Source organism: Microbacterium paulum, from assembly GCF_015707995.1.
In the GTDB taxonomy this organism is placed as follows: domain Bacteria; phylum Actinomycetota; class Actinomycetes; order Actinomycetales; family Microbacteriaceae; genus Microbacterium; species Microbacterium paulum.
Window position 1 is genome coordinate 1 of record NZ_JAAGRY010000045.1, and the last position, 21,424, is coordinate 21,424.

General features: G+C 71.7%; 17 protein-coding genes and 1 pseudogene. 3 read left to right on the forward strand and 15 right to left on the reverse strand.

Going from position 1 to position 21,424, the window contains the following annotated elements; translation table 11 throughout:
* Positions 1–71: 71 nt before the first annotated feature.
* Together G3N18_RS11195 and G3N18_RS11200 are read right to left on the reverse strand one after the other, a co-directional pair.
* A complete protein-coding gene (locus G3N18_RS11195) occupies positions 72–1,292 on the reverse strand; it encodes a cupin domain-containing protein (protein ID WP_338038516.1) in 1,221 nt (406 codons plus the stop codon).
* Positions 1,289–1,555, reverse strand: a complete 267-nt coding sequence (locus tag G3N18_RS11200) for a BatC protein (protein WP_196384342.1) — start codon at positions 1,553–1,555, stop codon at positions 1,289–1,291. Before G3N18_RS11200 ends, G3N18_RS11195 begins: the two co-directional genes overlap by 4 nt.
* 159 nt (positions 1,556–1,714) lie before the next feature.
* Here G3N18_RS11200 and G3N18_RS11205 point away from each other — a divergent pair, with 159 nt between their 5' ends.
* Together G3N18_RS11205 and G3N18_RS11210 are read left to right on the forward strand one after the other, a co-directional pair.
* Positions 1,715–2,110: an ArsR/SmtB family transcription factor gene (locus G3N18_RS11205; RefSeq protein WP_196384343.1), complete on the forward strand. Its 396-nt coding sequence runs from the start codon at positions 1,715–1,717 to the stop codon at positions 2,108–2,110.
* A 16-nt stretch (positions 2,111–2,126) separates the two neighbouring features.
* Positions 2,127–3,003 (forward strand): annotated as a pseudogene (locus tag G3N18_RS11210) (SRPBCC family protein).
* Between the two features lie 54 nt (positions 3,004–3,057).
* On the opposite strand, the gene G3N18_RS11215 reads toward G3N18_RS11210, so the two are convergent.
* The 10 genes from G3N18_RS11215 to G3N18_RS11260 form a co-directional block, all read right to left on the reverse strand.
* Positions 3,058–3,741 (reverse strand): response regulator, encoded by a 684-nt coding sequence (locus tag G3N18_RS11215; RefSeq protein WP_196384344.1) that lies wholly within the window; start codon positions 3,739–3,741, stop codon positions 3,058–3,060.
* Complete coding sequence (locus G3N18_RS11220; RefSeq protein WP_196384345.1) at positions 3,738–6,305, reverse strand: sensor histidine kinase; 2,568 nt, start codon at positions 6,303–6,305, stop codon at positions 3,738–3,740. The genes G3N18_RS11215 and G3N18_RS11220 overlap by 4 nt, the downstream gene beginning before the upstream one ends.
* A gap of 28 nt (positions 6,306–6,333) precedes the next feature.
* Positions 6,334–6,945, reverse strand: coding sequence for a potassium-transporting ATPase subunit KdpC (kdpC, locus tag G3N18_RS11225; RefSeq protein ID WP_196384346.1), 612 nt, complete (start codon positions 6,943–6,945; stop codon positions 6,334–6,336).
* A 34-nt stretch (positions 6,946–6,979) separates the two neighbouring features.
* Entirely contained in the window at positions 6,980–9,190 is a 2,211-nt protein-coding gene (kdpB, locus tag G3N18_RS11230) for a potassium-transporting ATPase subunit KdpB (RefSeq protein ID WP_196384347.1), read from the reverse strand.
* A 1-nt stretch (position 9,191) separates the two neighbouring features.
* Positions 9,192–10,883 carry a potassium-transporting ATPase subunit KdpA gene (gene kdpA, locus G3N18_RS11235; RefSeq protein ID WP_196384348.1) on the reverse strand — a complete coding sequence of 564 codons (1,692 nt, stop codon included), beginning with the start codon at positions 10,881–10,883 and terminating at the stop codon, positions 9,192–9,194.
* Positions 10,883–10,972, reverse strand: coding sequence for a potassium-transporting ATPase subunit F (locus tag G3N18_RS11240; protein WP_196384349.1), 90 nt, complete (start codon positions 10,970–10,972; stop codon positions 10,883–10,885). Before G3N18_RS11240 ends, kdpA begins: the two co-directional genes overlap by 1 nt.
* A gap of 241 nt (positions 10,973–11,213) precedes the next feature.
* Positions 11,214–12,617, reverse strand: a complete 1,404-nt coding sequence (locus tag G3N18_RS11245; RefSeq protein ID WP_196384350.1) for an NAD(P)/FAD-dependent oxidoreductase — start codon at positions 12,615–12,617, stop codon at positions 11,214–11,216.
* Positions 12,614–13,081: a Fe-S cluster assembly sulfur transfer protein SufU gene (gene sufU / locus G3N18_RS11250; RefSeq protein ID WP_196384351.1), complete on the reverse strand. Its 468-nt coding sequence runs from the start codon at positions 13,079–13,081 to the stop codon at positions 12,614–12,616. Before sufU ends, G3N18_RS11245 begins: the two co-directional genes overlap by 4 nt.
* A gap of 4 nt (positions 13,082–13,085) precedes the next feature.
* Positions 13,086–14,390, reverse strand: a complete 1,305-nt coding sequence (locus G3N18_RS11255; RefSeq protein ID WP_420827093.1) for a SufS family cysteine desulfurase — start codon at positions 14,388–14,390, stop codon at positions 13,086–13,088.
* Between the two features lie 230 nt (positions 14,391–14,620).
* The gene (locus G3N18_RS11260) at positions 14,621–16,567 is read right to left on the reverse strand and encodes an APC family permease (RefSeq protein WP_230404132.1); all 1,947 of its coding nucleotides are present in this window, start codon (positions 16,565–16,567) and stop codon (positions 14,621–14,623) included.
* Between the two features lie 185 nt (positions 16,568–16,752).
* Between G3N18_RS11260 and G3N18_RS11265 the strand changes: the two genes are divergently transcribed.
* Complete coding sequence (locus G3N18_RS11265) at positions 16,753–17,856, forward strand: VanZ family protein (RefSeq protein ID WP_196384352.1); 1,104 nt, start codon at positions 16,753–16,755, stop codon at positions 17,854–17,856.
* Here G3N18_RS11265 and G3N18_RS11270 read toward each other — a convergent pair.
* The 3 genes from G3N18_RS11270 to G3N18_RS11280 form a co-directional block, all read right to left on the reverse strand.
* Complete coding sequence (locus G3N18_RS11270) at positions 17,835–18,761, reverse strand: hypothetical protein (RefSeq protein WP_196384353.1); 927 nt, start codon at positions 18,759–18,761, stop codon at positions 17,835–17,837. The genes G3N18_RS11265 and G3N18_RS11270 overlap by 22 nt on opposite strands.
* Complete coding sequence (locus G3N18_RS11275; RefSeq protein WP_196384354.1) at positions 18,758–19,981, reverse strand: amidohydrolase; 1,224 nt, start codon at positions 19,979–19,981, stop codon at positions 18,758–18,760. Before G3N18_RS11275 ends, G3N18_RS11270 begins: the two co-directional genes overlap by 4 nt.
* Positions 19,982–20,335: 354 nt before the next feature.
* Positions 20,336–21,424 carry a LacI family DNA-binding transcriptional regulator gene (locus G3N18_RS11280; protein WP_196384356.1) on the reverse strand — a complete coding sequence of 363 codons (1,089 nt, stop codon included), beginning with the start codon at positions 21,422–21,424 and terminating at the stop codon, positions 20,336–20,338.

The window sequence follows — 21,424 nt, forward strand, 5'->3', positions numbered from 1 at the left end:
CTCGCGGGCATGCGGCGTCGGAGCGCCCTGGGGCCGCTCCGGCAGCCCGGTCGGCGGCAGCGCGGTCGCGCTCATCGGGCGACGAGCACCGCCTCGCGCAGCAGGCGACGCGACACCACGAGCGACGACGCGAGGTCGAGCCCCGGAAGGTCGCCCGCGGCCTGATCGGCGAGCGTGAGCGCGTGGATCGCCGCACTCGCCTCGGCGGGAAGTGCGATCGTGCGGTCGGGCAGCACGATGTGCACGCGGTCGGCGTCGTCGCGCACGTGCGCGGGCAGCCCGTCGCGCCAGCCGACGCGCGTGGCCGGCGCCAGGTCGGCGAGAAGCTCCGCCGTCGCGAGCGGACGCACCGGGGCCGGCCGGGTCGTGCCCTCGAAGGATCGCTCCATCGCGGAGCCGACGTCACCGGCATCCACCCGCTCGAGCAGCGCCGTTGCGGCGGCGACGGTCGCGTCGATCTCCGCCTGGAAGGACGGCGCGAGATGGTCCACGCCGAGCGCGAGCGGGCGGCGCAGCTCGGGATCGTCGCCGGCGTGGGCGAGCAGGCGCTGCAGCACGTCGAACCGCGTCGCTGCCCGCACCCCGATCGTCAGATGGATCGAGGTGCCGCCCTGCGCGACGGCGGAATGGATCCACCCTCGCGGCAGGTAGAGCACATCGCCGGGTGCGAACGTCGCGTCGATCGTCGGGGTCTCGCGGGCCCGGGTGGCGACCGCGTCGCGGTGGGCGGTCCAGGGCTGATCGGCGAGCGGATGCTCGTGGACGGGCTCGTGGATCGTCCAGCGCTTCTCGCCCGCGATCTGGATGACGAACACGTCGTGCGTGTCATAGTGCGGGTCGAAGCCGCGGGAGGATGCCGGGGTGATGTACGCGTTCACCTGCGCGGGGTGCCCGAGATCGGCCACGAGCTGACGCGTGAACGTCGCGATCGGCGCCCACGTGCGGTGGAGCCCCTGCAACACGAGGCTCGCACCGCCGGCGAACTCGCGCAGCACCTTCGCGGAGTCGAGCTGATCGCCGATCTCGGCGCCGAACCCGCCCGACGACGTGAACGACGACGACGAGAGCACCGACCCCTCGTGCGCCATGCGGACGAAGGGCGTGCGCAGCCCGCGATCTGCGACCAGCTCATCGACCGCGTCGGCGCTGAAGAGGTCTCCGAAGGCGTCGCGTGCACGAGTCAGCAGGGGCTTCTCGCCCCAGTACTCGTCGGCGAAGGACTTGCCGGCGATGCCCGTGAGCCGGGTGAGGGCGGGCCGCTCGCGCGACCCGCCCTCGTCAGGCGAGCTCACGCAGAGCCGTCCGCACCGCCGTCGTGTCCGTTCGGGTTGGCGCCGCCGTCGGCGGGGCCTTCACCGGCCGAGGCCGATCCATCGGCGCCGCCGTCGTGGCCGCCGGGGTTCGCTCCGCCGTCCGCCGGGCCCTCGCCCGCCGAGGCCGAACCGTCGGCGCCGCCGTCGTGGCCGTTCGGGTTGGCGCCGCCGTCCGCGGGGCCCTCGCCACCAGCGCCGCCGGCCGGGCCGCTGGTGGTGATGTCGTCGTCGTTGATGCTCATGGAGGCCTCCCAGGGTCTGCAGCGTCGGATCGTGCGCCGGGTTCGGCCCACATCCGCGACATTACCCGCGGCCGCCGACGCGGGCCAGGGGGATTGACACGGGCGGCTCCGACACGGAGGGGTTGACATGCGACCCCGACGGGCCTAACGTGCAACCAAATGGTTGTGCAAATCGAACTGAGCGACGATGACACCGACCGCGTGTTCCACGCCCTGGCGGCGTCGACCCGGCGCGACATCTTGTGCCGGACCCTCGCCGAGGAGCGGTCGATCTCGGCGCTCGCCGCGGATTACGACATGTCGTTCGCGGCGGTGCAGAAGCACGTTGCCGTGCTCGAGGCGGCGGGGCTCATCGTCAAGCGTGCCGAGGGGCGAGAGCGCCTCGTTCGCGCCGATCCCGACATGATCGCCCGAGCCCGCGCCCTGCTGGTGCGCTACGAAGACCTCTGGCGAGCACGCATCGGTCGACTCGATGCGCTGCTGGCCGACCCCTCGACAAGCTCGGGGACCGAACGAGAAAGCTCGAGCCCCTCGACGGCCTCGGGGACCGACTGAAGGCAAGGAGAGCGACATGCCCGTCACCGACATCACGACCGACGTAGAGAACCTCACGATGACGGTGGTGGCGGATGCCTCGGCATCCGTCGACCGGCTCTGGAAGGCGTTCCGGCCCGCACGGTGAGCGCGCAGGCGGGATGTGGGAGGTGCTGAACGTCGACGACGGCCGGTCGTTCGAAGTGCTCGACTCGTTCGCCGACGCCGACGCCGACGCCGACGGCGACAAGATCGATTCGCTGCCGACGACGCGCATGGTGTTCACCTTCGAGACCACGGATGCCGGGTCGCGCCTGACCACCACGTCGTACTTCGCCTCGGCCGAAGCGCTCGAGCAGGTCGTCGCGATGGGCGCCGTCGAGGGCACGCGCATGGCGATGGATCAGCTCGACGCCGTGCTCATGTCCTTGCGGGAATATGCGCAGGGCACGGGGACGCGCACCGAGATCCTCGACGACCAGCACGTGCGCATCACGCGCCTCATCGAAGGCCCCCACGATCTCGTCTGGCGTGCGCACCACGAACCCGAACTGCTGAAGACGTGGCTGCTCGGCCCCGACGGCTGGCAGATGATCGAGTGCGAGGTCGGCGACACCTATCGCTACGTGTGGCAGCAGGGCGATGACGAGGCATCCCGCTTCGGATTCGAGGGCGAGACGGTGCTCAGCGAACCGACGTGGCGCGCCGTCACGACCGAGAAGATGATCGGCATGCCGGGGCCGTCGACCCTGAACGATCTGCAGCTGTACGAGGAGGACGGCGCCACGCTGCTGACGCTCCTCATCGAGTACCCCGACGCCGAGACACGCGACATGATCCTCGCCACCGGCATGATCGAGGGCATGGAGGCCAGCTATACACGGCTCGAGGAGGCTGTGGCGGCGGCGTCGTAGGAGGCGTGGCAGCGCAGGGCGGGCACGCGGCGGAGCGCGGGGCCGCGGCGCGCCTCAGCCCAGCACGAGGCGATAGCCCATGCCCGACTCGGTGAGCAGGTGCCGCGGGGCCGAGGGATCGAGCTCGAGCTTCTTGCGCAGCTGCGACATGTAGAGCCGCAGGTAGCCGGTGTCGGCGACCTGCTCGGTGCCCCAGATGTCCTTCAGCAGGGTCTGGCGCGTGACGAGCGCGCCGGGGTGCCGCGCGAGGAACTCCAGCATGCGCCACTCGGTGGGCGTCAGATGCACGGGGGCCCCGGCCCGCGTCACGAGCTTCGCGGCGAGGTCGACCGTCACATCGCCGAACCGCACGACGGGGTCGGAGCCGCCGGTGGATGCCGGGGCGGAACGCCGGGCGAGGGCCCGCAGCCGCGCGAGCAGCTCGTCGATCTGAAAGGGCTTCGTCACGTAGTCGTCGGCCCCGGCATCCAGCGCATCGACCTTGTCGGCCGAGCCGGTGCGCCCCGACACGACGATGATCGGGGCATCGGTCCACCCGCGCAGCGCCTCGATCACGCGGATGCCGTCGAGATGCGGCATGCCGAGATCGAGCAGGATGATGTCGGGGTGCGCCTGCGCCGCCAGGGTCACCGCCGCGGCGCCGTCGGGTGCGGCGATGACCTCGTACCCGTGCGCGGCGAGGGTGATCCGCAGCGCCCGCACGAGCTGCGGATCGTCGTCGGCGATGAGGATCTTCACGCGTCGGCTCCTTCGGCAGTGGGCGCGGCGGCGCCGGCGGCGGGCGCAGGACCGGCCCCGTCGGCGATCGGCAGCTCGATCACCATCGTCAGTCCGCCGCCGGGGGTGTCTTCGGGGGTGAGGGCGCCGCCCATCCCCTCGGCGAAGCCGCGCGAGAGGGCGAGGCCGAGGCCGAGCCCCGTCGTGTTGTCGGTGTCGCCGAGCCGCTGGAACGGCGAGAACGCCTCACTCCGCCGTTCGGGCGGCAGCCCCGGACCGTGGTCGATCACGCGGATCTGCGCCCGCTCGCCCAGGCGGCTCGTCGTGAGCCTCACCCGAGACGACCCCGTCGGTTCGTAGCGCACGGCGTTCGCGAGCACGTTCACGAGTACCCGCTGCAGCAGCACCGGGTCGGCCCGCAGCGCCGGCAGGTCGTCGTCGAGCGCGAGGTCGATGTCGGCGGGCCCGAGGGCGAGCTCGTCGATGGATGCTATGACGACAGCCGCGGCATCCACGTCGGCGAGCGACACGGCGAGCACCCCCGCCTCGACCCGCGAGACGTCGAGCAGGTCGGTGACGAGGCGGGTGAGGGTCGTGAGGCTCTCGTCGGCGGTCGCGAGCAGCTCTTCGCGGTCGGATGCCGAGAGGCTCAGCCCCGCCGCTCTCAGGCCCCCGACGGCGGCGACCGCGGCCGCGAGGGGGCGGCGCAGGTCGTGGCTCACCGCCGACAGCAGGGCGCTGCGCACCTGGTCGGCCTGCGCGAGCACGTCGGCGGCCTGCGCGGTCTGCTCGAGGCGGCGCTGATCGAGCGCGCCCTCGAGCTGCGTGACGATGACCTGCAGCAGCCGGCGCTCCGAGGCATCCAGCGGGCCGCCGTGCAGTTCGAGCACCGCACCCGGCCCGACGGGGACCTCGGTGGCGGTCACATCTGCGGTCGAGGTCGCCGAGGTCGCCTCCGGCAGGGGCTCGCCGTCGGCCGCGACGGTCTCGCCGTCGACGATGAGACGCACTCCGGCGAGCGAAAAGGCCTCGCGCGTGCGCGTCACGAGGGCCGGCAGCGCCCCCTGCCCGCGCAGCACGCTGCCGGCGACGGTCGCGAGCAGCTCCGACTCGGCGGCGCGGCGCCTCGCGAGACGCGTCGCGCGAGCGGACCGGTCGACGACGAGGCTCACGAGCAGGGCGATGACGACGTAGAGGACGAGCGCCCACGCGTGCCGCGGGTCCGCGACGGTGATCGTGTAGAACGGCCGCACGAAGAAGTAGTCGAGGGTGAGCCCCGACATCACGGCGGCGAACACCGCCGGCCAGATGCCGCCGACCAGGGCCACGAGCACGACGAGCAGCTGGTAGCCGAGCACGTCGGTCGTGATGGTCTCGTCGGTGCGAAACGCGGTGAGCAGCCACGTCAGCAGCGGACCGCCGACGAGGGCGAGGGCGAAGCCCGCGATCCGGCGCCGGGCGCTCAGCGCCGTGCCGACCAGCCGGGGCAGGGCCGCGCGCCCGCCCGCGGCCGAGTGGGTGACCATGTGCACATCGATGTCGCCCGACTCGCGGATCACGGTCGAGCCGATGCCCGGCCCCGTGAGCGCCGCGAGCAGGCGGCTGCGCCGACTCACCCCGATGACGAGCTGCGACGCGTTCACCGAACGGGCGAACTCGACGAGCGTCCGCGGCACGTCGGCGCCGACGACCTGGTGATAGCTGCCGCCGAGCTGCTCGACGAGGGCGCGCTGCGCGGCGAGGGCGCCGGGGCTCTCGGTGCGCAGGCCGTCCTGCGTCGTGACGTGCACGGCCAGCAGCTCGCCGCCCGCCGAGCGCGCGGCGATGCGGGCGCCGCGGCGCAGCAGCGTCTCGCCCTCGGGCCCGCCGGTGAGGGCGACGACCACGCGCTCGCGCGCCTGCCAGCTGCCGGTGATGCCCTGCTCGGCGCGGTAGGTGTTGAGCGCCGAGTCGACCTCGTCGGCGAGCCACAGCAGGGCCAGTTCACGCAACGCCGTGAGGTTGCCGAGGCGGAAGTAGTTCGACAGCGCCGCATCGATCCGTTCGGCGGGGTAGACGTATCCGGCGGCGAGGCGGTCCCGCAGCGCCTGCGGGGCGAGGTCGACGACCTCGATCTGGTCGGCCGCGCGGACGACCGCGTCGGGCACGGTCTCGCGCTGGGGGACGCCCGTGATCTGCAGGGCGACGCCGCCGACCGACTCGATGTGCTGCACGTTGACCGTCGTGATGACGTCGACCCCGGCATCCAACAGCTCTTCGACGTCCTGCCAGCGCTTCTCGTGCCGCGAGCCCGGGGCGTTCGTGTGAGCGAGCTCGTCGACGAGCGCGAGCTGCGGGGCGCGGGCGAGGACGGCGTCGAGATCCATCTCGTCGAGCTCGACGCCGCGGTGGCTGACCCGGCGTCGTGGGATGACCGGAAGCCCTTCGACGAGAGCGGCGGTCGCGGCCCGGCCGTGCGTCTCGACGACGGCAACCACGACGTCGGTGCCGCTCTCGCGCAGCCGCCGGCCCTCTTCGAGCATCTCGTACGTCTTGCCGACGCCGGGGGCGGCGCCCAGCAGCACCCGCAGCCGTCCGCGTCTCATGCGTTCACCCTAGGCCGCGCACCCGAGGTCAGCGCGCGAGCTCGTCGAGGGCGAGGTTCAGCTCGACGACGTTCACGCGCGGCTCGCCGAGATAGCCGAGGTCGCGACCCGTCGTGTGCGCGGCGACGAGGTCGGCCACCTGACGATCGGTGAGTCCGCGCGCGTCGGCCACCCGCGCGATCTGCAGGTCGGCGTAGGCGACCGAGATGTGCGGGTCGAGGCCCGACGACGAGGCGGTGACCGCATCGGCGGGCGCGGCGCTCTCGGGAACCCCCTCCAGCGCGGCCACCGCGGCGCGGCGCTCGCCGATCGCGGTGATGAGGTCGGCGTTCTCGGGGCCCCAGTTCGAGCCGCTCGAGGCGCCGCCGTCGTAGCCGTCGCCCGCGGCGGAGGGCCGGGACTGGAAGTACTCGGGCAGCGCGACGCCGTCAGCATCGGTGAACGGCTGGCCGATGAGGGACGACCCGACGACCGCGCCGGCACCGTTCTTCACGGGCGACCCGTTCGCCTGCCACGGCAGCACGAGCTGGCCGACGAGGGTGATGAACAAGGTGTACGCGACGCCGAGCACGAGGGTCGCGACGAGCATCGCACGGAACGCGACGCCGGTGGTGCGCAGGGTGGCGCGGGTGGTGGACATGATGAGTCTTCTTTCGAGGATGCCGAGACGGGGGTCAGAAACCGGGGATGAGGCTGACGACGAGGTCGATCAGCTTGATGCCGACGAAGGGGGCGATGACGCCGCCGACCCCGTAGATCAGCAGGTTGCGGCTGAGCGTCTTCGACGCGCTCTGCGCGCGGTATTTCACGCCGCGCAGGGCCAGCGGGATGAGGAAGACGATGACGACGGCGTTGAAGATGATCGCGCTCGTGACGGCGGATGCCGGTGAGTGCAGCCCCATGATGTTCAGCGCAGCAAGGCCCGGGAAGACCCCCATGAACATCGCCGGGATGATCGCGAAGTACTTCGCGATGTCGTTCGCGAGCGAGAACGTGGTGAGCGCGCCGCGGGTGATGAGCAACTGCTTGCCGATGCGCACGATGTCGATGAGCTTCGTCGGGTCGGAGTCGAGGTCGACCATGTTGCCGGCCTCTTTCGCCGCCGACGTGCCCGTGTTCATCGCGACGCCGACGTCGGCCTGCGCGAGCGCGGGCGCGTCGTTCGTGCCGTCGCCGGTCATCGCGACGAGATTGCCGCCCTGCTGCTCCCGCTGGATGAGCGCGAGCTTGTCCTCCGGCGTCGCCTCGGCGAGGAAGTCGTCGACCCCCGCTTCCTTCGCGATCGCGGCGGCCGTGAGCGGGTTGTCACCCGTGATCATCACGGTGCGGATGCCCATCGCCCGCAGCTCGTCGAACCGCTCGCGCAGCCCGGTCTTGACGATGTCCTTCAGATGCACGACGCCGAGGACGCTCCCCGCCGGCGCGTGCAGAACTCCTTCGATCCGTGGGGTCAGGGTCGCAACCACCAGCGGAGTTCCGCCGTTCTGAGCGATGCCGTCGACGGATCGAAGGAGTTCTGCACGCAGGCTCTCCGGCAGCGCGACGCCCTCGGCGTCCAGCCACGACAGAACGGCGGATGCCGCGCCCTTCCGCACCTGCGCCCCGTCGGCGAGGTCGACCCCGCTCATGCGGGTCTGCGCGGTGAACGGCACAGCGGTCGACCCGGCGGGCGCCTCGACGTGCACGCCCTCACGGGTCGCGAGATCGACGATCGACACGCCCTCGGGCGTGGGGTCGGCGAGCGACGACAGCGCGGCCGCGCGGGCGAGCTCTGAGGCATCCACCCCCGACAGCGCGACGAACTCGGTCGCCTGCCGGTTGCCGTACGTGATCGTGCCGGTCTTGTCGAGCAGCAGGGTCGACACGTCGCCGGCGGCCTCGACGGCGCGCCCCGACATGGCGAGCACGTTGTGCTGCACGAGCCGGTCCATGCCCGCGATGCCGATCGCCGACAGCAGCGCCCCGATCGTCGTCGGGATGAGGCAGACGAGCAGCGCCACGAGCACCGGAACCGAGACGGGCGAGGCCGCGTACGAGGCGATCGGGTTGAGGGTCAGCACGACGATCACGAACACGATCGACAGGCTCGCGAGCAGGATGCCGAGCGCGATCTCGTTCGGCGTCTTCTGCCGCGACGCCCCCTCGACGAGCGCGATCATGCGGTCGACGAAGGTCTGCCCGGGCTTCGAGGTGATCGTGACGACGATGCGGTCGCTGAGGACCCGCGTGCCGCCCGTGACCGCCGAACGGTCGCCGCCCGATTCGCGCACGACCGGCGCCGACTCGCCGGTGATGGCGGACTCGTCGACGGTCGCGATGCCGTGCACGATGTCGCCGTCGCCGGGGATCAGCTCGCCCGCCGTCACGACGACGACGTCGCCGAGGTTCAGCTCGCTCGAGGCCTTCCCGGCGGTCGGCGAGTGCAGCGCCGCCGCGTCGACGGCGGGGTCGTACGCGGTGACGACGTGCGCCTTCGTGGTGGTGCGGGTCTTGCGCAGCGACTGTGCCTGGGCCTTGCCGCGCCCCTCGGCGACCGATTCGGCGAGGTTCGCGAAGATCACCGTGATCCACAGCCAGATCGCGATGCCCCAGGTGAACCCGAACGGCACGCTCGTGCCGCCGGACTGCTCCGGACCGCCGAGGAACGGCTCGGCGATCGCGATGAGGGTCGTGAGAGCGGCGCCGACCCACACCAGGAACATCACGGGGTTCCGCCAGAGCGCCGCGGGGTTGAGCTTTCGCAGCGCGTCGGGCAGCGCCTGCGCGAGCTGGGCGGGGCCGAACGCGCGCGAGGAGCGACGCGCGTCGCTGTCGGGTGCGTCGGACGGGGTGGATGCCTCGGCATCCGTCCGCGATCCGCGCGTGGGAGTGGGAGTGAGAGACATGTCAGACGAGACCTTCCGCCAGGGGACCCAGCGTGAGAACGGGGAAATAGGTGAGAGCCGTGACGATGACCGCGACGACGGCGAGGAGCGAGACGAACTGCGGCCGGTGGGTGGGCAGGGTGCCGACGGTCGTCGGAACCTTCTCCTGTGCCGCGAGCGAGCCCGCGAGGGCGAGGGCGAACACGATCGGCACGAACCGTCCGAGCAGCATCGCGACCCCGAGCGCCGTGTTCAGCCACGGCGTGTTCGCCGTGAGGCCGGCGAACGCCGAGCCGTTGTTGTTCGCCGCGGAGGTGAAGGCGTAGAGCACCTCGGTCATGCCGTGCACGCCCGGGTTCCAGATCGACGTCGAGCTGACGTCGTCGCGGATCGCCGGGATGGCGAAGCTCAGCGCCGTGCCGCCGAGGACGAGCGCCGGGGTGACGAGGATGTACAGGCTTGCGAGGGTGATCTCGCGCGGTCCGATGCGCTTGCCGAGGTACTCGGGGGTGCGGCCGATCAGGAGTCCGCCGACGAACACCGCGATCACGGCGAGCACGAGCATGCCGTACAGGCCCGTGCCGACGCCGCCGGGGGCGACCTCGCCGAGCATCATGTTGAGAAGCGGCATCATGCCGCCGAGGGCCGTGTATGAGTCGTGCATCGAGTTGACCGCGCCGGTCGACGTGCCGGTGGTGGCGGTGGCGAACAGGGTCGAGCCCCAGATGCCGAAGCGGTCTTCCTTGCCCTCCATCGCGCCGCCGGCCAGCTGCGGCGCGGTGCCCCCCGCGCGCAGCTCGAGCCACGTGACGAGCGCGAGCGAGACGGTCAGCAGCGTGGCCATGACGGCGGCGATCGCGTAGCCCTGTCGGTTGTCGCCGACCATGCGGCCGAACGTGCGGGGCAGCGAGAACGGGATCGCGAGGATCAGCAGGATCTCGATCACGTTCGTCCACGGTGTGGGGTTCTCGAACGGGTGCGACGAGTTGACGTTGAAGAAGCCGCCGCCGTTCGTGCCGAGCTCCTTGATGACCTCCTGGGATGCCACGGGGCCGCCCGGGATCGTCTGCGTGCCGCCGGTGACGGTCGAGATCTCGGTGAAGCCGTTCAGGTTCTGCACCACGCCGCCGGCGATCAGGACGACCGCCATGACGACGGCGATCGGCAGCAGGATGCGGCCGAGCCCGCGCACGAGGTCGACCCAGAAGTTGCCGATCGTCGCCGAGCCGCGCCGGGCGAAGCCGCGCACGAGCGCGACCGCGACCGCGATGCCGACGGCGGCCGAGACGAAGTTCTGCACCGCGAGCCCGGCGAACTGCACGGTGTAGCCCATCGTGAGCTCGGGGGAGTAGCTCTGCCAGTTGGTGTTCGTCACGAACGAGACGGCGGTGTTGAACGCGAGCCCCTCCGGCACCGCGGGAAGGCCGAGCGAGTACGGCAGGAACGCCTGCAGGCGCTGCAGCAGGTAGACGAAGACGACCCCGGCGAGCGAGAACAGCAGCACCCCGCGGGTGTAGGCCTGCCAGGTCTGCTCGGCCGTGGCATCCACCCCGATCACGCAGTAGATGCCGCGCTCGGCGCGCGAGTCGTGCGGGCTCGTGAACACGCGCGCCATCCAGTCGCCGAGGGGGCGGTAGAGGAGCACGAGGGCGAGGACGACCGTGGCGATCTGCAGGACGCCCGCCCAGATCGAAGCGCTGTCAGTGCCCGTCATCAGAAGCGCTCGGCTTTCACGAGCGCGACCACGAGGTACACGATGGTGGCGACGCCGAGGGCGGCGGCGAGGAAGGAGAAGAAGATCATCTGAGCTTCTCCACCCCCCGCGCGATGAGCGCGACGAGCCCGAACAGGGCGAGCGTCACGAGGAGGTAGATGATGTCGATCACGGCATCCGATACAACTCCCGCGGCGGGTCGGCGCCGGGCGTCCTCACGCTTTCCATACGGCTGCCGCGGGTGCCCTCACGGGTTGCTCACGCTCACGTCGTCTCTGCCCCGTGCGGCGTCGGCGGGGCGGGGCAGAGGTGGCGTGACCCCGGCGGGGTTCAGCCGGCGTCTTCGGCGGCGGCCGCGTCGACCGCCTCGCGCTCGGCGGGCGACAGCTTGCGGCGCTGCGCCTTGGACGGCCGGATGGCGGGCACGTCGCCGACGATCGGCACGGGCGCGCGGTGCAGGCGCGGGCCGTAGCGGGCGACGAGCCCCACCATGACCTGCAGCTTGGTGCGCGGGCCGAGCAGGCTCGAGATGTGCACGAACAGCCACACGAACCAGGCGGGCCGGCCGATGAGCGGCACGATGCGGCGCAGCAGCGGCACGCGCTGCAGGATGCCGAGGCTGTGGAGCACCGGCAGGTTCGCGATCCCGGGCACTTCGCCGACCGCCGAGCGGCGCCCGATGATCGCGAGCTGGCCCTTGTCGTAGTACTCGAAGGGCTCGGTCGCCTCGCCGGCGAGCAGGCGCTGGATCTGCCGGGCCACGTGCGCGCCGCCCTGGATCGCCGGCTGGGCGAGCTGGGGCAGATCTTGCGGGGTGATCGCGACATCTCCCGCGGCGAACACACCGGGCAGCCCCTCGACCTGCAGGTCGGCTCCCACTTTGATGCGGTCGCCGTCGTCGAGCGGCAGGCTCCACTCGCGTACCTCTTCGTGCGGCGCGACGCCGGTCGCCCAGATCGTGAGGTCGGACGGCAGCACCTCGCCGTCTGAGAGCCGAACCGAGTCGGGGCACACCTCTTCGACGCCCGCGCCGAGCCGCACGGTCACGTCGCGCCGCTGCAGCTGCTTCTGCGCGTAGGTGCGCAGCTTCGGCAGGAACGGCTTCAGGATCTCGCTGCGCTGCACGAGCGTGATGCGGAACGCGTCGCCCTTGAGCTCGGGGTAGGCCGGCTCCAGGCCCTGGTCGCGCAGCTCCGCCAGGGCTCCCGCCATCTCGACGCCGGTGGGGCCGCCGCCGATCACGACGACCGACAGGCCCTTGTCGCGGCCGGGCTTCACGGCGGCGCGCTCGAGGCGGGTGAACAGCGTGTCGCGGATCGCGATCGCCTGCGACCGCGAGTACACGGCGAACGAGTTCTCCTTCGCGCCGGGCGTGCCGTGGTAGGCGGTGGTCACGCCGTTCGCGATCAGCAGGTAGTCGTAGGGCATCTCCTGCCCGTCGAGCAGGCGCACGGTACGGGCATCCGTGTCGATCTCCATGAGGTGCTCGTGCACGATGTCGAGATTCGGCTGCTGGGTGCGCAGGCTCCGCAGGAAGTGGGTCACGTCGCCCGGGTTCAGGCCGCCCGTGGCGACCTGGTAGAGCAACGGCTGGAACGTGTTGTAGATGCGCCGGTCGACGAGGGTCACGCGCACGGGAGCGCGGCGGAGCGCTCGCGCTGCGCTGACGCCGGCGAAGCCTCCCCCGATGATGACGACGTGGGGCAGATGGGTCTGGGCCTCGGCGTGACTCATGCCTTCGCGATCGCATCCTCGAGCGCGACCCAGGCGAGCATCGCGCACTTCACCCGAGCCGAGAACTTCGAGACGCCCGACAGGGCTGCCGCGTCGCCGTAGACGTCCTCATCGAGCTCGAGCTGCCCGCGCGAGCGCAGCGCCTCGCGGAAACCCTCGATGAGCGCCACCGTCTCGGTGCGGCTGAGGCCCTCGTCCGCGACGAGGTCGGCGAGCATGGATGCCGAGGCCTGCGAGATCGAGCAGCCGCGACCCTCCCACACCACGTCGGTCACGGTCTCGCCGTCGACGCGGGCGCGCAGGGTGATCTCGTCGCCGCAGACGGGGTTCTTCTGGTACGACTCGCCGACCGTCCCCGAGCCCTCGGTCCCCGAGCTCGTCGAGGGGCCGTCCAACCCGAAGTGCTGCGGGTGCTTCGAGTGATCCAGGATCAGCTCGCGGTAGAGCGCGTCGAGCTCGTTCATGTTCTCAGACTCCGAAATAGGGACGGATGCCGCTGACGGCATCGAGGAAGACATCCACATCATCGGGGGTGTTGTACAGCGCTGTCGAGGCGCGCACCGATGCGGTGACGCCGTAGCGGGTGTGCAGCGGGGCGGCGCAGTGGTGGCCGACGCGCACCGCGATGCCGCGGGCGTCGAGGAACTGGCCCGCGTCATGCGCGTGCACGCCCTCGACGTCGAACGACCACAGTCCGACCCGCTCGACGCCGGCGGCGTCGCCCAGGAGACGGATGCCGGGGATCTCGACGAGCCCCGCGCGGATGCGCTCCGCCAGCATGCGCTCGTGGGCGTGGATGCGCTCGAGCCCGATGCCGTCGAGGTAGCGCACCGCCGCCGCGAGCCCGATGGCGGGCCCGATCGGCTGCGTGCCGGCCTCGAACCGCTGCGGCGGGGGCAGGTACTCGGCGCCGTCGAGGGTGACCGTCGTGATCATCGATCCGCCGGTGAGGAAGGGCGGCATCGACTCGAGCACCTCGGCGCGGCCGTAGAGACCGCCGACGCCGTAGGGTCCCATCATCTTGTGGCTGCTGAAGGCGGCGAGGTCGACGCCCAGCGCGGGCAGGTCGAGCGGCAGGTGCGGGGCCGACTGGCAGGCATCCATCACCGTCACGGCGCCGACGTCCTTCGCGAGCGCGATGAGTCGCTCGACGGGATTGACGATGCCGAGCACGTTCGACACGTGGGTGAACGCGACGACGCGGGTGCGCTCGCCGATGAGCTCGGACGCGACGTCGAGGTCGAGCGTGCCGTCGTCGAGCACGGGAATGTGTCGCAGCACCGCGCCCGTGCGCGCCGCGAGCTCTTGCCAGGGGATGAGGTTCGCGTGGTGCTCGATCGCGGTCGTCACGATCTCGTCGCCCGGGCGAAGCGCGAGAGCGGTGGATGCCGGTGCGCCGCGCCCGACCGAGGCGTTGCCGATCGAGTAGGCGACGAGGTTCAGGCCCATCGTCGCGCCGCTCGTCCACACCAGTTGTTCGGGCTCGGCGCCCACGAAGCCCGCGACGGTGGCCCGGGCGTCTTCGAACAGGTCGGTCGCCTCGGCGGCGAGGGTGTGCGCGCCGCGGTGCACGGCCGCGTTCGTGTGCGTGAGGAAGTCGCGCTCGGCGTCGAGCACCGCGAGCGGGCGCTGGCTCGTCGCGCCCGAGTCGAGGTACACCAGCCGGTGCCCGTTGACCTGCTCGCCGAGGATCGGGAAATCCTCGCGCAGCGCGGCCGCGTCGAGCGGGTCGGTCGTCGCAGGCGCGGTCGTCTGGGCTGCCGGGATGCTCACCCCTCTAGGCTACGCCCCACCGCGCGGGCGGGGTCGGCCGGGTGGCGGGGGTCTGGCCGGGGTTGGCGGGGGTCTCACCTGGCTGGCGTCTCACCTGGCTCCGCGGGCAGCCCGCGCTGCCGATTCCTGCGCGCGCTGTCGAAAGATGCGCAGCGTGCGCAGGAAACAGCCGCGCGCCCAGGAAACAGCAGCGCCCCCAGGAAAGCGCCGCGCCCCCGGATGCCGCGGCGCTACGCCTCGTCGTCGTCGTCGGTGTGTGCGACAAGCCCGTACGAGGTGATCCGCCCCGCGCGGTCGTCGCCCGGCAGCGGGCGCGAGCGGCGGCCGTAGATGACCTCCGACGAGTCGAGCAGCCACGGCACGAGCGTGATCTGCACGCCGTGGACGAGCATGAGCTGCTGCGCGATGCGCCGGGCGCGGCGGTTGTGCAGGAAGGTCTCCCACCAGTGCCCGACGATGTACTGCGGCAGGTAGACCGTCACGACCGACGACCCGTGCTTCTCGCGGTACTGGTTGATGAACTGGGCGAGCGGCGCTGCGTACTGCCGGTAGGGTGACTCGATGACGAGCAGCGGCACCGGCATGTGGTGGTATTCCCACTCTTCCTGCACCTCTCGGGCCTCGTCGGCGGTGACGGCGATGTGCACGGCGAGGGTCTTGTCGTGCTTGGCGGCGAGGGCGTAGTCGAGTGCCTTCGCGACGGGCTTCTGCAGCTTGCCGACGAGCACGATCGCGACGTCGCCCGACGCCCCGAAGTGGACGTCGTCGTCCATCGTGATCTCGTGCTCGACGTCGCGGTAGTAGCGGTGCACGCCGACCATCAGGAACGACAGCACCGGGATCGCTAGGAACACCAGCCATGCCCCGTGCGTGAACTTCGTGATCGTCACGATCACGAGCACGACGACGGTGAAGGTCGCGCCGAGCGTGTTGATGACGAGGCCCGACACCGCCTCGCGGCGTGCGGCGAGGGCGGTGGCGGATGTGCCGCGGGCGAGCAGTCGCAGCTCGCGCCGCCAGTGCCTGACCATGCCGATCTGGCCGAGCGAGAACGACACGAACACGCCGATGATGTACAGCTGGATCAGGGTCGTGAGCTTCGCCTGGAAGAGGATCAGCACGAGCACGGCGGCGAGCCCCAGGATGATCATGCCGTTCGAGTACACGAGCCGGTCGCCACGCGTGTTGAGGGCCTTCGGGGCGTAGCCGTCGCGGGCGAGCACCGAGCCGAGCAGCGGGAACCCGTTGAACGCGGTGTTGGCCGCGAGCAGCAGCACGCACGCCGTCGCCGCCTGTACGACGAAGAAGAGGATGCTGCCGCCGCCGAACGTCGCGGCGGCGACCTGCGCCATGAGGCTCGGCTGCACCGCCGCCTGGCAGTCGAACCCGATGAGGTGGCACGGGTTCTCGGCGTAGTGGACCCCCGCGACGAGCGCGAGGAGCGTCAGCCCCGAGAACATGAGGATCGCGATCGATCCCATCAGCACGAGCGTCGTCTGGGCGTTCCGCACCTTGGGGTTGCGGAAGGCGGGCACGCCGTTGGCGACCGCCTCGACGCCGGTGAGCGCGGAGCATCCACTCGAGAAGGCGCGCAGGATCAGCAGGATCACCGCGGCCTGGCTCAGGTCTTCGGCCTTGACGGCGAACTGCGCGCTCTCGGCGACGGGCGGGTCGCCGAGAGCCCAGCGGATGAGCCCCACGATGATCATGATCATCACCGACGCGATGAACACGTAGGTCGGGATCGCGAACGCGCTGGAGGCCTCGCGCACCCCCCGCAGGTTCACGAGGATGATCAGCACGACGAACCCGACGGCGAGCTCCACCCGCCACGGGTCGAGGCCGGGGAGGGCCGAGATGATGTTGTCGACGCCGGATGCGACCGACACGGCGACCGTCAGGATGTAATCGACGAGCAGCGCCGCCGCGACGACGACACCCGCCTTCTCGCCGAGGTTGGTGCGCGCGACCTCGTAGTCGCCGCCGCCCGACGGGTACGCCTTGATCAGCTGGCGGTAGCTCAGCACGACCACGATCAGCAGCGCCACGACCGCGCCGGCGACCCACGGGGTGAACGCCAAGAACGCCGTGCCGCCGATCAGCAGGATCATCAGCAGCTCCTGCGGCGCATAGGCCACCGACGACAGCGCATCGGAGGCGAAGATCGGCAGCGCCATCCTCTTCGGCAGCAGCTGACCTTCGAGTTCCTCGTTCGTCAGCGGCTCGCCGATGAGGATGCGTTTGGCGATCGGGGTCTCTTCGGTCGCCGCCCGGTCGTCCGTGCGATTGTCATCGGTCACGGCGGGCGACTTTACGCGCCGCGGCGCGCGCGCGCAATCCGGTCGGCTGGAAGTATCGACGCATGGGTAACGAGGTGTATTCCGCGGGCGTCGCGATCGGGCTCGGCGTGCTGGTCGGCACGGCGCTGTTCGTGCCGTTCGTGGCGGTCAGCTACCGGCGTCGCGGGCGGGTCACGCTGGGCCGCGCGGCGCTCTGGGCGGCGGCGCTCGTCTACTTTCTCGCCATCTGGACGTACACGCTTCTTCCGCTCCCCGACGCCGAGACGTACCGCTGCGCCGGCGTGAATCTCGACGTCCTCGCGTTCGTCGACGACCTCCGCTCGGCGCACAGCCTCACCGACTTCGCGGTGCTGCAGCTCGCGCTGAACGTGCTGCTGTTCCTGCCGCTCGGCTTCTTTCTGCGGGTGCTGGCGGGTCGAGGCATCCTCACCGCTCTGCTCGTCGGGTTCGGGGTGTCGCTCGTGATCGAGACGACGCAGTTGACGGGGGTGTGGGGCGTCTTTCCGTGCGCGTATCGCGTGTTCGACGTCGACGACCTGCTGATGAACACCGCCGGCGCACTGCTCGGGTCGGTGCTCGCGCTCGTCGTGCCGCGGCGGCTGCGGGGCAGCGCGCTGCCGGATGCCTCGGTCACGCCCCATCCCGTCACCCGCGGTCGACGCCTGCTCGCGATGGTGTGCGACGGCCTCGGCGCGGCGCTCGTGGGCGGAGTGGTCGCGGTCGGAGTGCAGGTCGTGCTGGAGTACGTCGTGCGCGACCGCGCCGCGGTGCTCGACGGCTCGCTCGCCCAGCTCGCGTCGAACGTGGTGCCGATCGCGATCTGGACCGTCGTCACGCTCGTCACCGGACGCACGGTCGGCGACATCGCGGTCGAGCTCCGCTACCGTGGCGGCGCGCTCCCGCAACTTCTCGCCCGCCCGCTGCGGTTCATCGGCGGCATCGGCGGCTACCTGCTGCTGTCGCTGGTGCCCGCGCCGTGGTCGTTCGTGGCGGGACTGTTCGCCGTGGCATCCGTCATCGCGACGCTCACGACCACGCAGGGCCGCGGCGTGCCGGGCATCGTGTCGGGGCAGCGGGTGACGGATGCCAGAGAGCCCGCCGGCCCGGCGCCGATGCTGGGCTCGGCGGCGGCGGCCGCGAGCGGTCAGGAACCGGCGGCGAAGTAGTACAGCACCGCGGTGACGGCGGTGCCGTCGGTGTCGACGACCATGCTGTACTGCACCGGCGGGCCCGCCGTCGAGCGCGCCTGGTCGAACACGAACCGGATCGACCCGACGTTGCCGCGCGGGGTCTCTTGGTTCGGGCCCGCGGCGCGCACGGCCGCGATGGCCGATCCGATCGAGAGGCCGTGCTCGGCGGTGATCTTCACCCCGCCGACCTCGTTGCGCGAGAACGTGACGTACGAGGGCTGGGTGAAGCTCGCGCGCTGCGCGCCGCCGGTGCCGTCGACCATGTCGTAGAGCAGAAAGCCCTCCCACTGGTAGACGGTGTAGTCGGGGTAGCTGCTGCCGTCGCCCGGTTCGACGCGCTGGGTCGGCTCGGCGCCGAACGCCTTGGTGAGCGCGGCGACCGCACCGTCGACCTTGTCGCGCCACTGGAAGGCGAACACCGTCTTGTCGTTGTCGTCGACGAGGGTGAAGCCCGTCCCGGCGAAGCGCACGGCGACGGCGTCGCCGACCTCGTCGGACGTCGCGGTCGGGCTCGGCGAGGGCTGCGCGGTGGGCGCGGCAGAGGTCGGCTGCTCGGTCGGCGTCGACGCGGTGTCGTCGCCCGACGACCCGCGGGTGAAGGCGAAACCGAGCGTCACGATCACGGCGACCGCCAGCACGCCCGCGACGATCCCGAGGATGAGCGGCACGCGCGAGCGCTCGCCGTCGTCGCCCCCGCCGTCACCGCGGCCGGGCCCCGGCTCGCGGGGCGGCTTCGGGGGCTTCGGCGGCTTGGCCGGCTTGGGCTCACGCGCAGGCTTGGGTTCGCGCGGCTGTTTGGGTTGCTTCGGCTCGCGCGGCGCGGGCGTCTCGTTGCCACTCGGCTCGGGCGCCTCGGGCAGACCCAGATCGGCCCAGCTCATGCGAGGAACTCGCGCGCGGCGACGACGAGCGCCTCGACCCCGCGCTCGATGGTCGGGTGCAGCACCGGGGCGAAATACGGCGAGTGGTTCGTCGGGATGTCTTCGTTGACCGTGCCGCGGGCCACGGCGTCGGCGAAGACCTCGGGGTCGAGCCCGCCCCAGAACCAGTACACGAGCGGCACTCCCGCCTCGCGCGCGAACCACGACACGTCTTCACTGCCGGTGAACATGCCCGGGTCGACCACGTTGCCCTCGCCGAACGCGCGCTGCCAGGCCGCGACGAGGCGCGCCGTGGCATCCGCGTCGTTGATCGTCGGGGGCAACGAGTGGAGTGTTGTGATGACGGGTTCTTCGGTCGCACCGGATGCCGCGGCTTCGGCCCGCACGATGCGTTCGACCCGTGCCATCACGTCGGCACGGGCGGCGTCGTCGGGGTAGCGCAGGCTCAGTTCGAGGGTCGCTTCGGCGGGGATGATGTTGTTCTTGAGGCCCGCGTGGATCGCGCCGACGGTCACGACCGCCATCTCGCGCGGGTCGATCTCGCGCGAGACGATCGTCTGCAGGCGCATGACCGTCGCCGCCGCCATGACGATCGGATCGATCGTCGCGTGCGGGCGCGAGCCGTGCCCACCGCGGCCGAGGAGGCGCACCGTGATCCCGTCGGAGGCCGCCATCTGGGTGCCGGGGCGGACGCCCACGACCCCGGCGGGAAGCGGGGTGAGGTGCTGGCCGAGCACGATGTCGGGGCGGGGGAACCGGTCGAGCACGCCGTCGGCGATCATCGCCTGAGCGCCCGCGCCGTACTCTTCGGCCGGCTGGAACACGGCGACCACGGTGCCCGCCCACTCGTCCTTCGTCGCGATGAGGCGCTCGAGCGCACCGAGCATCGCCGTCACGTGCATGTCGTGCCCGCAGGCGTGCATGACCGGCACGTCGGTGCCGGCCGGGTCGACGCCCCGCGCGGTCGAGGCGTAGGGCAGTCCGGTCAGCTCTTCGACGGGCAGGCCGTCGATGTCGGCGCGCAGCCACACGACCGGGCCCTCGCCCGGCCCGGTGCCGGTGATGCTCGTCGCGACACCGGTCTTGCCGAGCCCCTCGACGAAGTCGAGACCGAGCCCCGCGAGCTCGCGCGTGATGACGCCCGCCGTGCGCGTCTCTTGGAACGACAGTTCGGGGTGCCGGTGCAGGTCGGTGTACAGGGCCTCGAGGTCGATGCTCATGCCCTGAGCCTACGCGGCACCGCTCCCGGCATCGCCGTTCATAACGTCGGTGACCTGCGAGAAAGCGCTGGAGGGAACCGGTTGCGGCTGCGTGGGGGGCGCGAATTTCCGAGGTTATGAACGCGGGGCGGCGGACGATGGGGCGACAGGGAGGGATGCCGGGGTGCCCGGCTACTCCCCGGGGGGCGCCGCCCCCCCCGGCGTGCCCGGCGCCCGGAACACAAATGCGGAGATGAATCGGGGCGCGCCGGCTCCCGACCGGCGTGACGCGGCGTGTCGGGTCGGGACTCCGCCGTTGTGTACGGGCGCGGCGTCGCGGCGGGACCTGAGTCGCGCGGGACGGTGGGGTGCGGGTCAGTGCGGTGGCCGTGGCGGGGCGGTGGTGCCGCGGGCGACGAGGGCGAAGGGGAGGGATGCCGGGGTGTTCGACTGTTCGCCGGGGGCGGCCGGGCCGGGCGAACCGGCCGGGCCACCCGGGCCGACCGACCCCGCCGACGAAGCCGCGGGCCCGGCGCCGACGGCGGCGAGGATCGCGTCGCCGGCGTGCTCGCCCTGGGCGTGCGGGAACTGGTCGATCGTGGTCAGGGCGAACAGCCCGGCGAGGTCGTGGCCGTCGACCCCGATCACCGACAGGTCGCCCGGCACAGCCAAACCTCGTTCGCGGGCGGCGGCGAGCACCCCGAATGCCATCTCGTCCGAAGCGGCGAAGATCGCCGTGGGCGGGCGACGGCTCTCGAGCAGCGCGTGCGCGGCGCGGCGGGCGCCCTCGACCGTGAAATCCGCTGCGGCGAACCGGGCCGGGGCACCGGCATCCGCCATCGCCTGTTCGAACCCGGCCCGCCGGCGCGTCGGAATGTCGTAAGCCGGGTCAGACAGCCCGCCCGGCGCCACGCTCTGCCCGATGTGCGCGATCTCGCGGTGACCGAGCGCCAGCAGGTGCTCGGTCGCGGCGCGACCCACGGCGGTGTCGTCGACGCGCACGCCGCCCAGTTCGCCGCGCGGCACACCGAGGGCGATCACGGGCAATCCGAGACCCGCCAGGGCGGCGACCTCAGCGTCGGTCAGTGACACCGACAGCACGATCACGCCGTCGACACGGCCGCGCCGCAGCGTGGTCTCGAACAGGCGCCGCCGCTGCTCCGCGTCGTCGGTCACGTTGTAGAGCGTCATGTCGTAGCCGCGCGGGGCGAGCCGCGACGCGATGCCGTCGAGCACCGTCGCGAAGAACCAGCGGTCGAGCAGCGGCACGATCACGCCGATGTTCTCGGCACGCCCCGACGCGAGCGACGATGCGGTGGCGGATGCCACGTAGCCGAGGGCATGCGCCGCCGCCCGCACCCGTTCCCGGGTCGCCTCCGACGTTCGCCCGCGCCCGCTCAGCGCGCGCGAGACCGTCGCCGTGGACACTCCCGCGGCGCGGGCGACGTCGTCGAGGCCCGACAT

What these genes read in the sequence shown, in the direction of transcription:
- G3N18_RS11275 (WP_196384354.1), bottom strand. Translation starts at nt 19,981, where the DNA reads ATGAGCATCGACCTCGAGGCCCTGTACACCGACCTGCACCGGCACCCC.
- G3N18_RS11260 (WP_230404132.1), bottom strand. Translation starts at nt 16,567, where the DNA reads ATGGCGCTGCCGATCTTCGCCTCCGATGCGCTGTCGTCGGTGGCCTAT.
- G3N18_RS11270 (WP_196384353.1), bottom strand. Translation starts at nt 18,761, where the DNA reads ATGAGCTGGGCCGATCTGGGTCTGCCCGAGGCGCCCGAGCCGAGTGGC.
- kdpC (WP_196384346.1), bottom strand. Translation starts at nt 6,945, where the DNA reads ATGTCCACCACCCGCGCCACCCTGCGCACCACCGGCGTCGCGTTCCGT.
- G3N18_RS11265 (WP_196384352.1), top strand. Translation starts at nt 16,753, where the DNA reads ATGGGTAACGAGGTGTATTCCGCGGGCGTCGCGATCGGGCTCGGCGTG.
- G3N18_RS11245 (WP_196384350.1), bottom strand. Translation starts at nt 12,617, where the DNA reads ATGAGTCACGCCGAGGCCCAGACCCATCTGCCCCACGTCGTCATCATC.
- kdpB (WP_196384347.1), bottom strand. Translation starts at nt 9,190, where the DNA reads ATGTCTCTCACTCCCACTCCCACGCGCGGATCGCGGACGGATGCCGAG.
- sufU (WP_196384351.1), bottom strand. Translation starts at nt 13,081, where the DNA reads ATGAACGAGCTCGACGCGCTCTACCGCGAGCTGATCCTGGATCACTCG.
- G3N18_RS11280 (WP_196384356.1), bottom strand. Translation starts at nt 21,424, where the DNA reads ATGTCGGGCCTCGACGACGTCGCCCGCGCCGCGGGAGTGTCCACGGCG.
- G3N18_RS11205 (WP_196384343.1), top strand. Translation starts at nt 1,715, where the DNA reads ATGGTTGTGCAAATCGAACTGAGCGACGATGACACCGACCGCGTGTTC.
- kdpA (WP_196384348.1), bottom strand. Translation starts at nt 10,883, where the DNA reads ATGACGGGCACTGACAGCGCTTCGATCTGGGCGGGCGTCCTGCAGATC.
- G3N18_RS11200 (WP_196384342.1), bottom strand. Translation starts at nt 1,555, where the DNA reads ATGAGCATCAACGACGACGACATCACCACCAGCGGCCCGGCCGGCGGC.
- G3N18_RS11240 (WP_196384349.1), bottom strand. Translation starts at nt 10,972, where the DNA reads ATGATCTTCTTCTCCTTCCTCGCCGCCGCCCTCGGCGTCGCCACCATC.
- G3N18_RS11220 (WP_196384345.1), bottom strand. Translation starts at nt 6,305, where the DNA reads ATGAGACGCGGACGGCTGCGGGTGCTGCTGGGCGCCGCCCCCGGCGTC.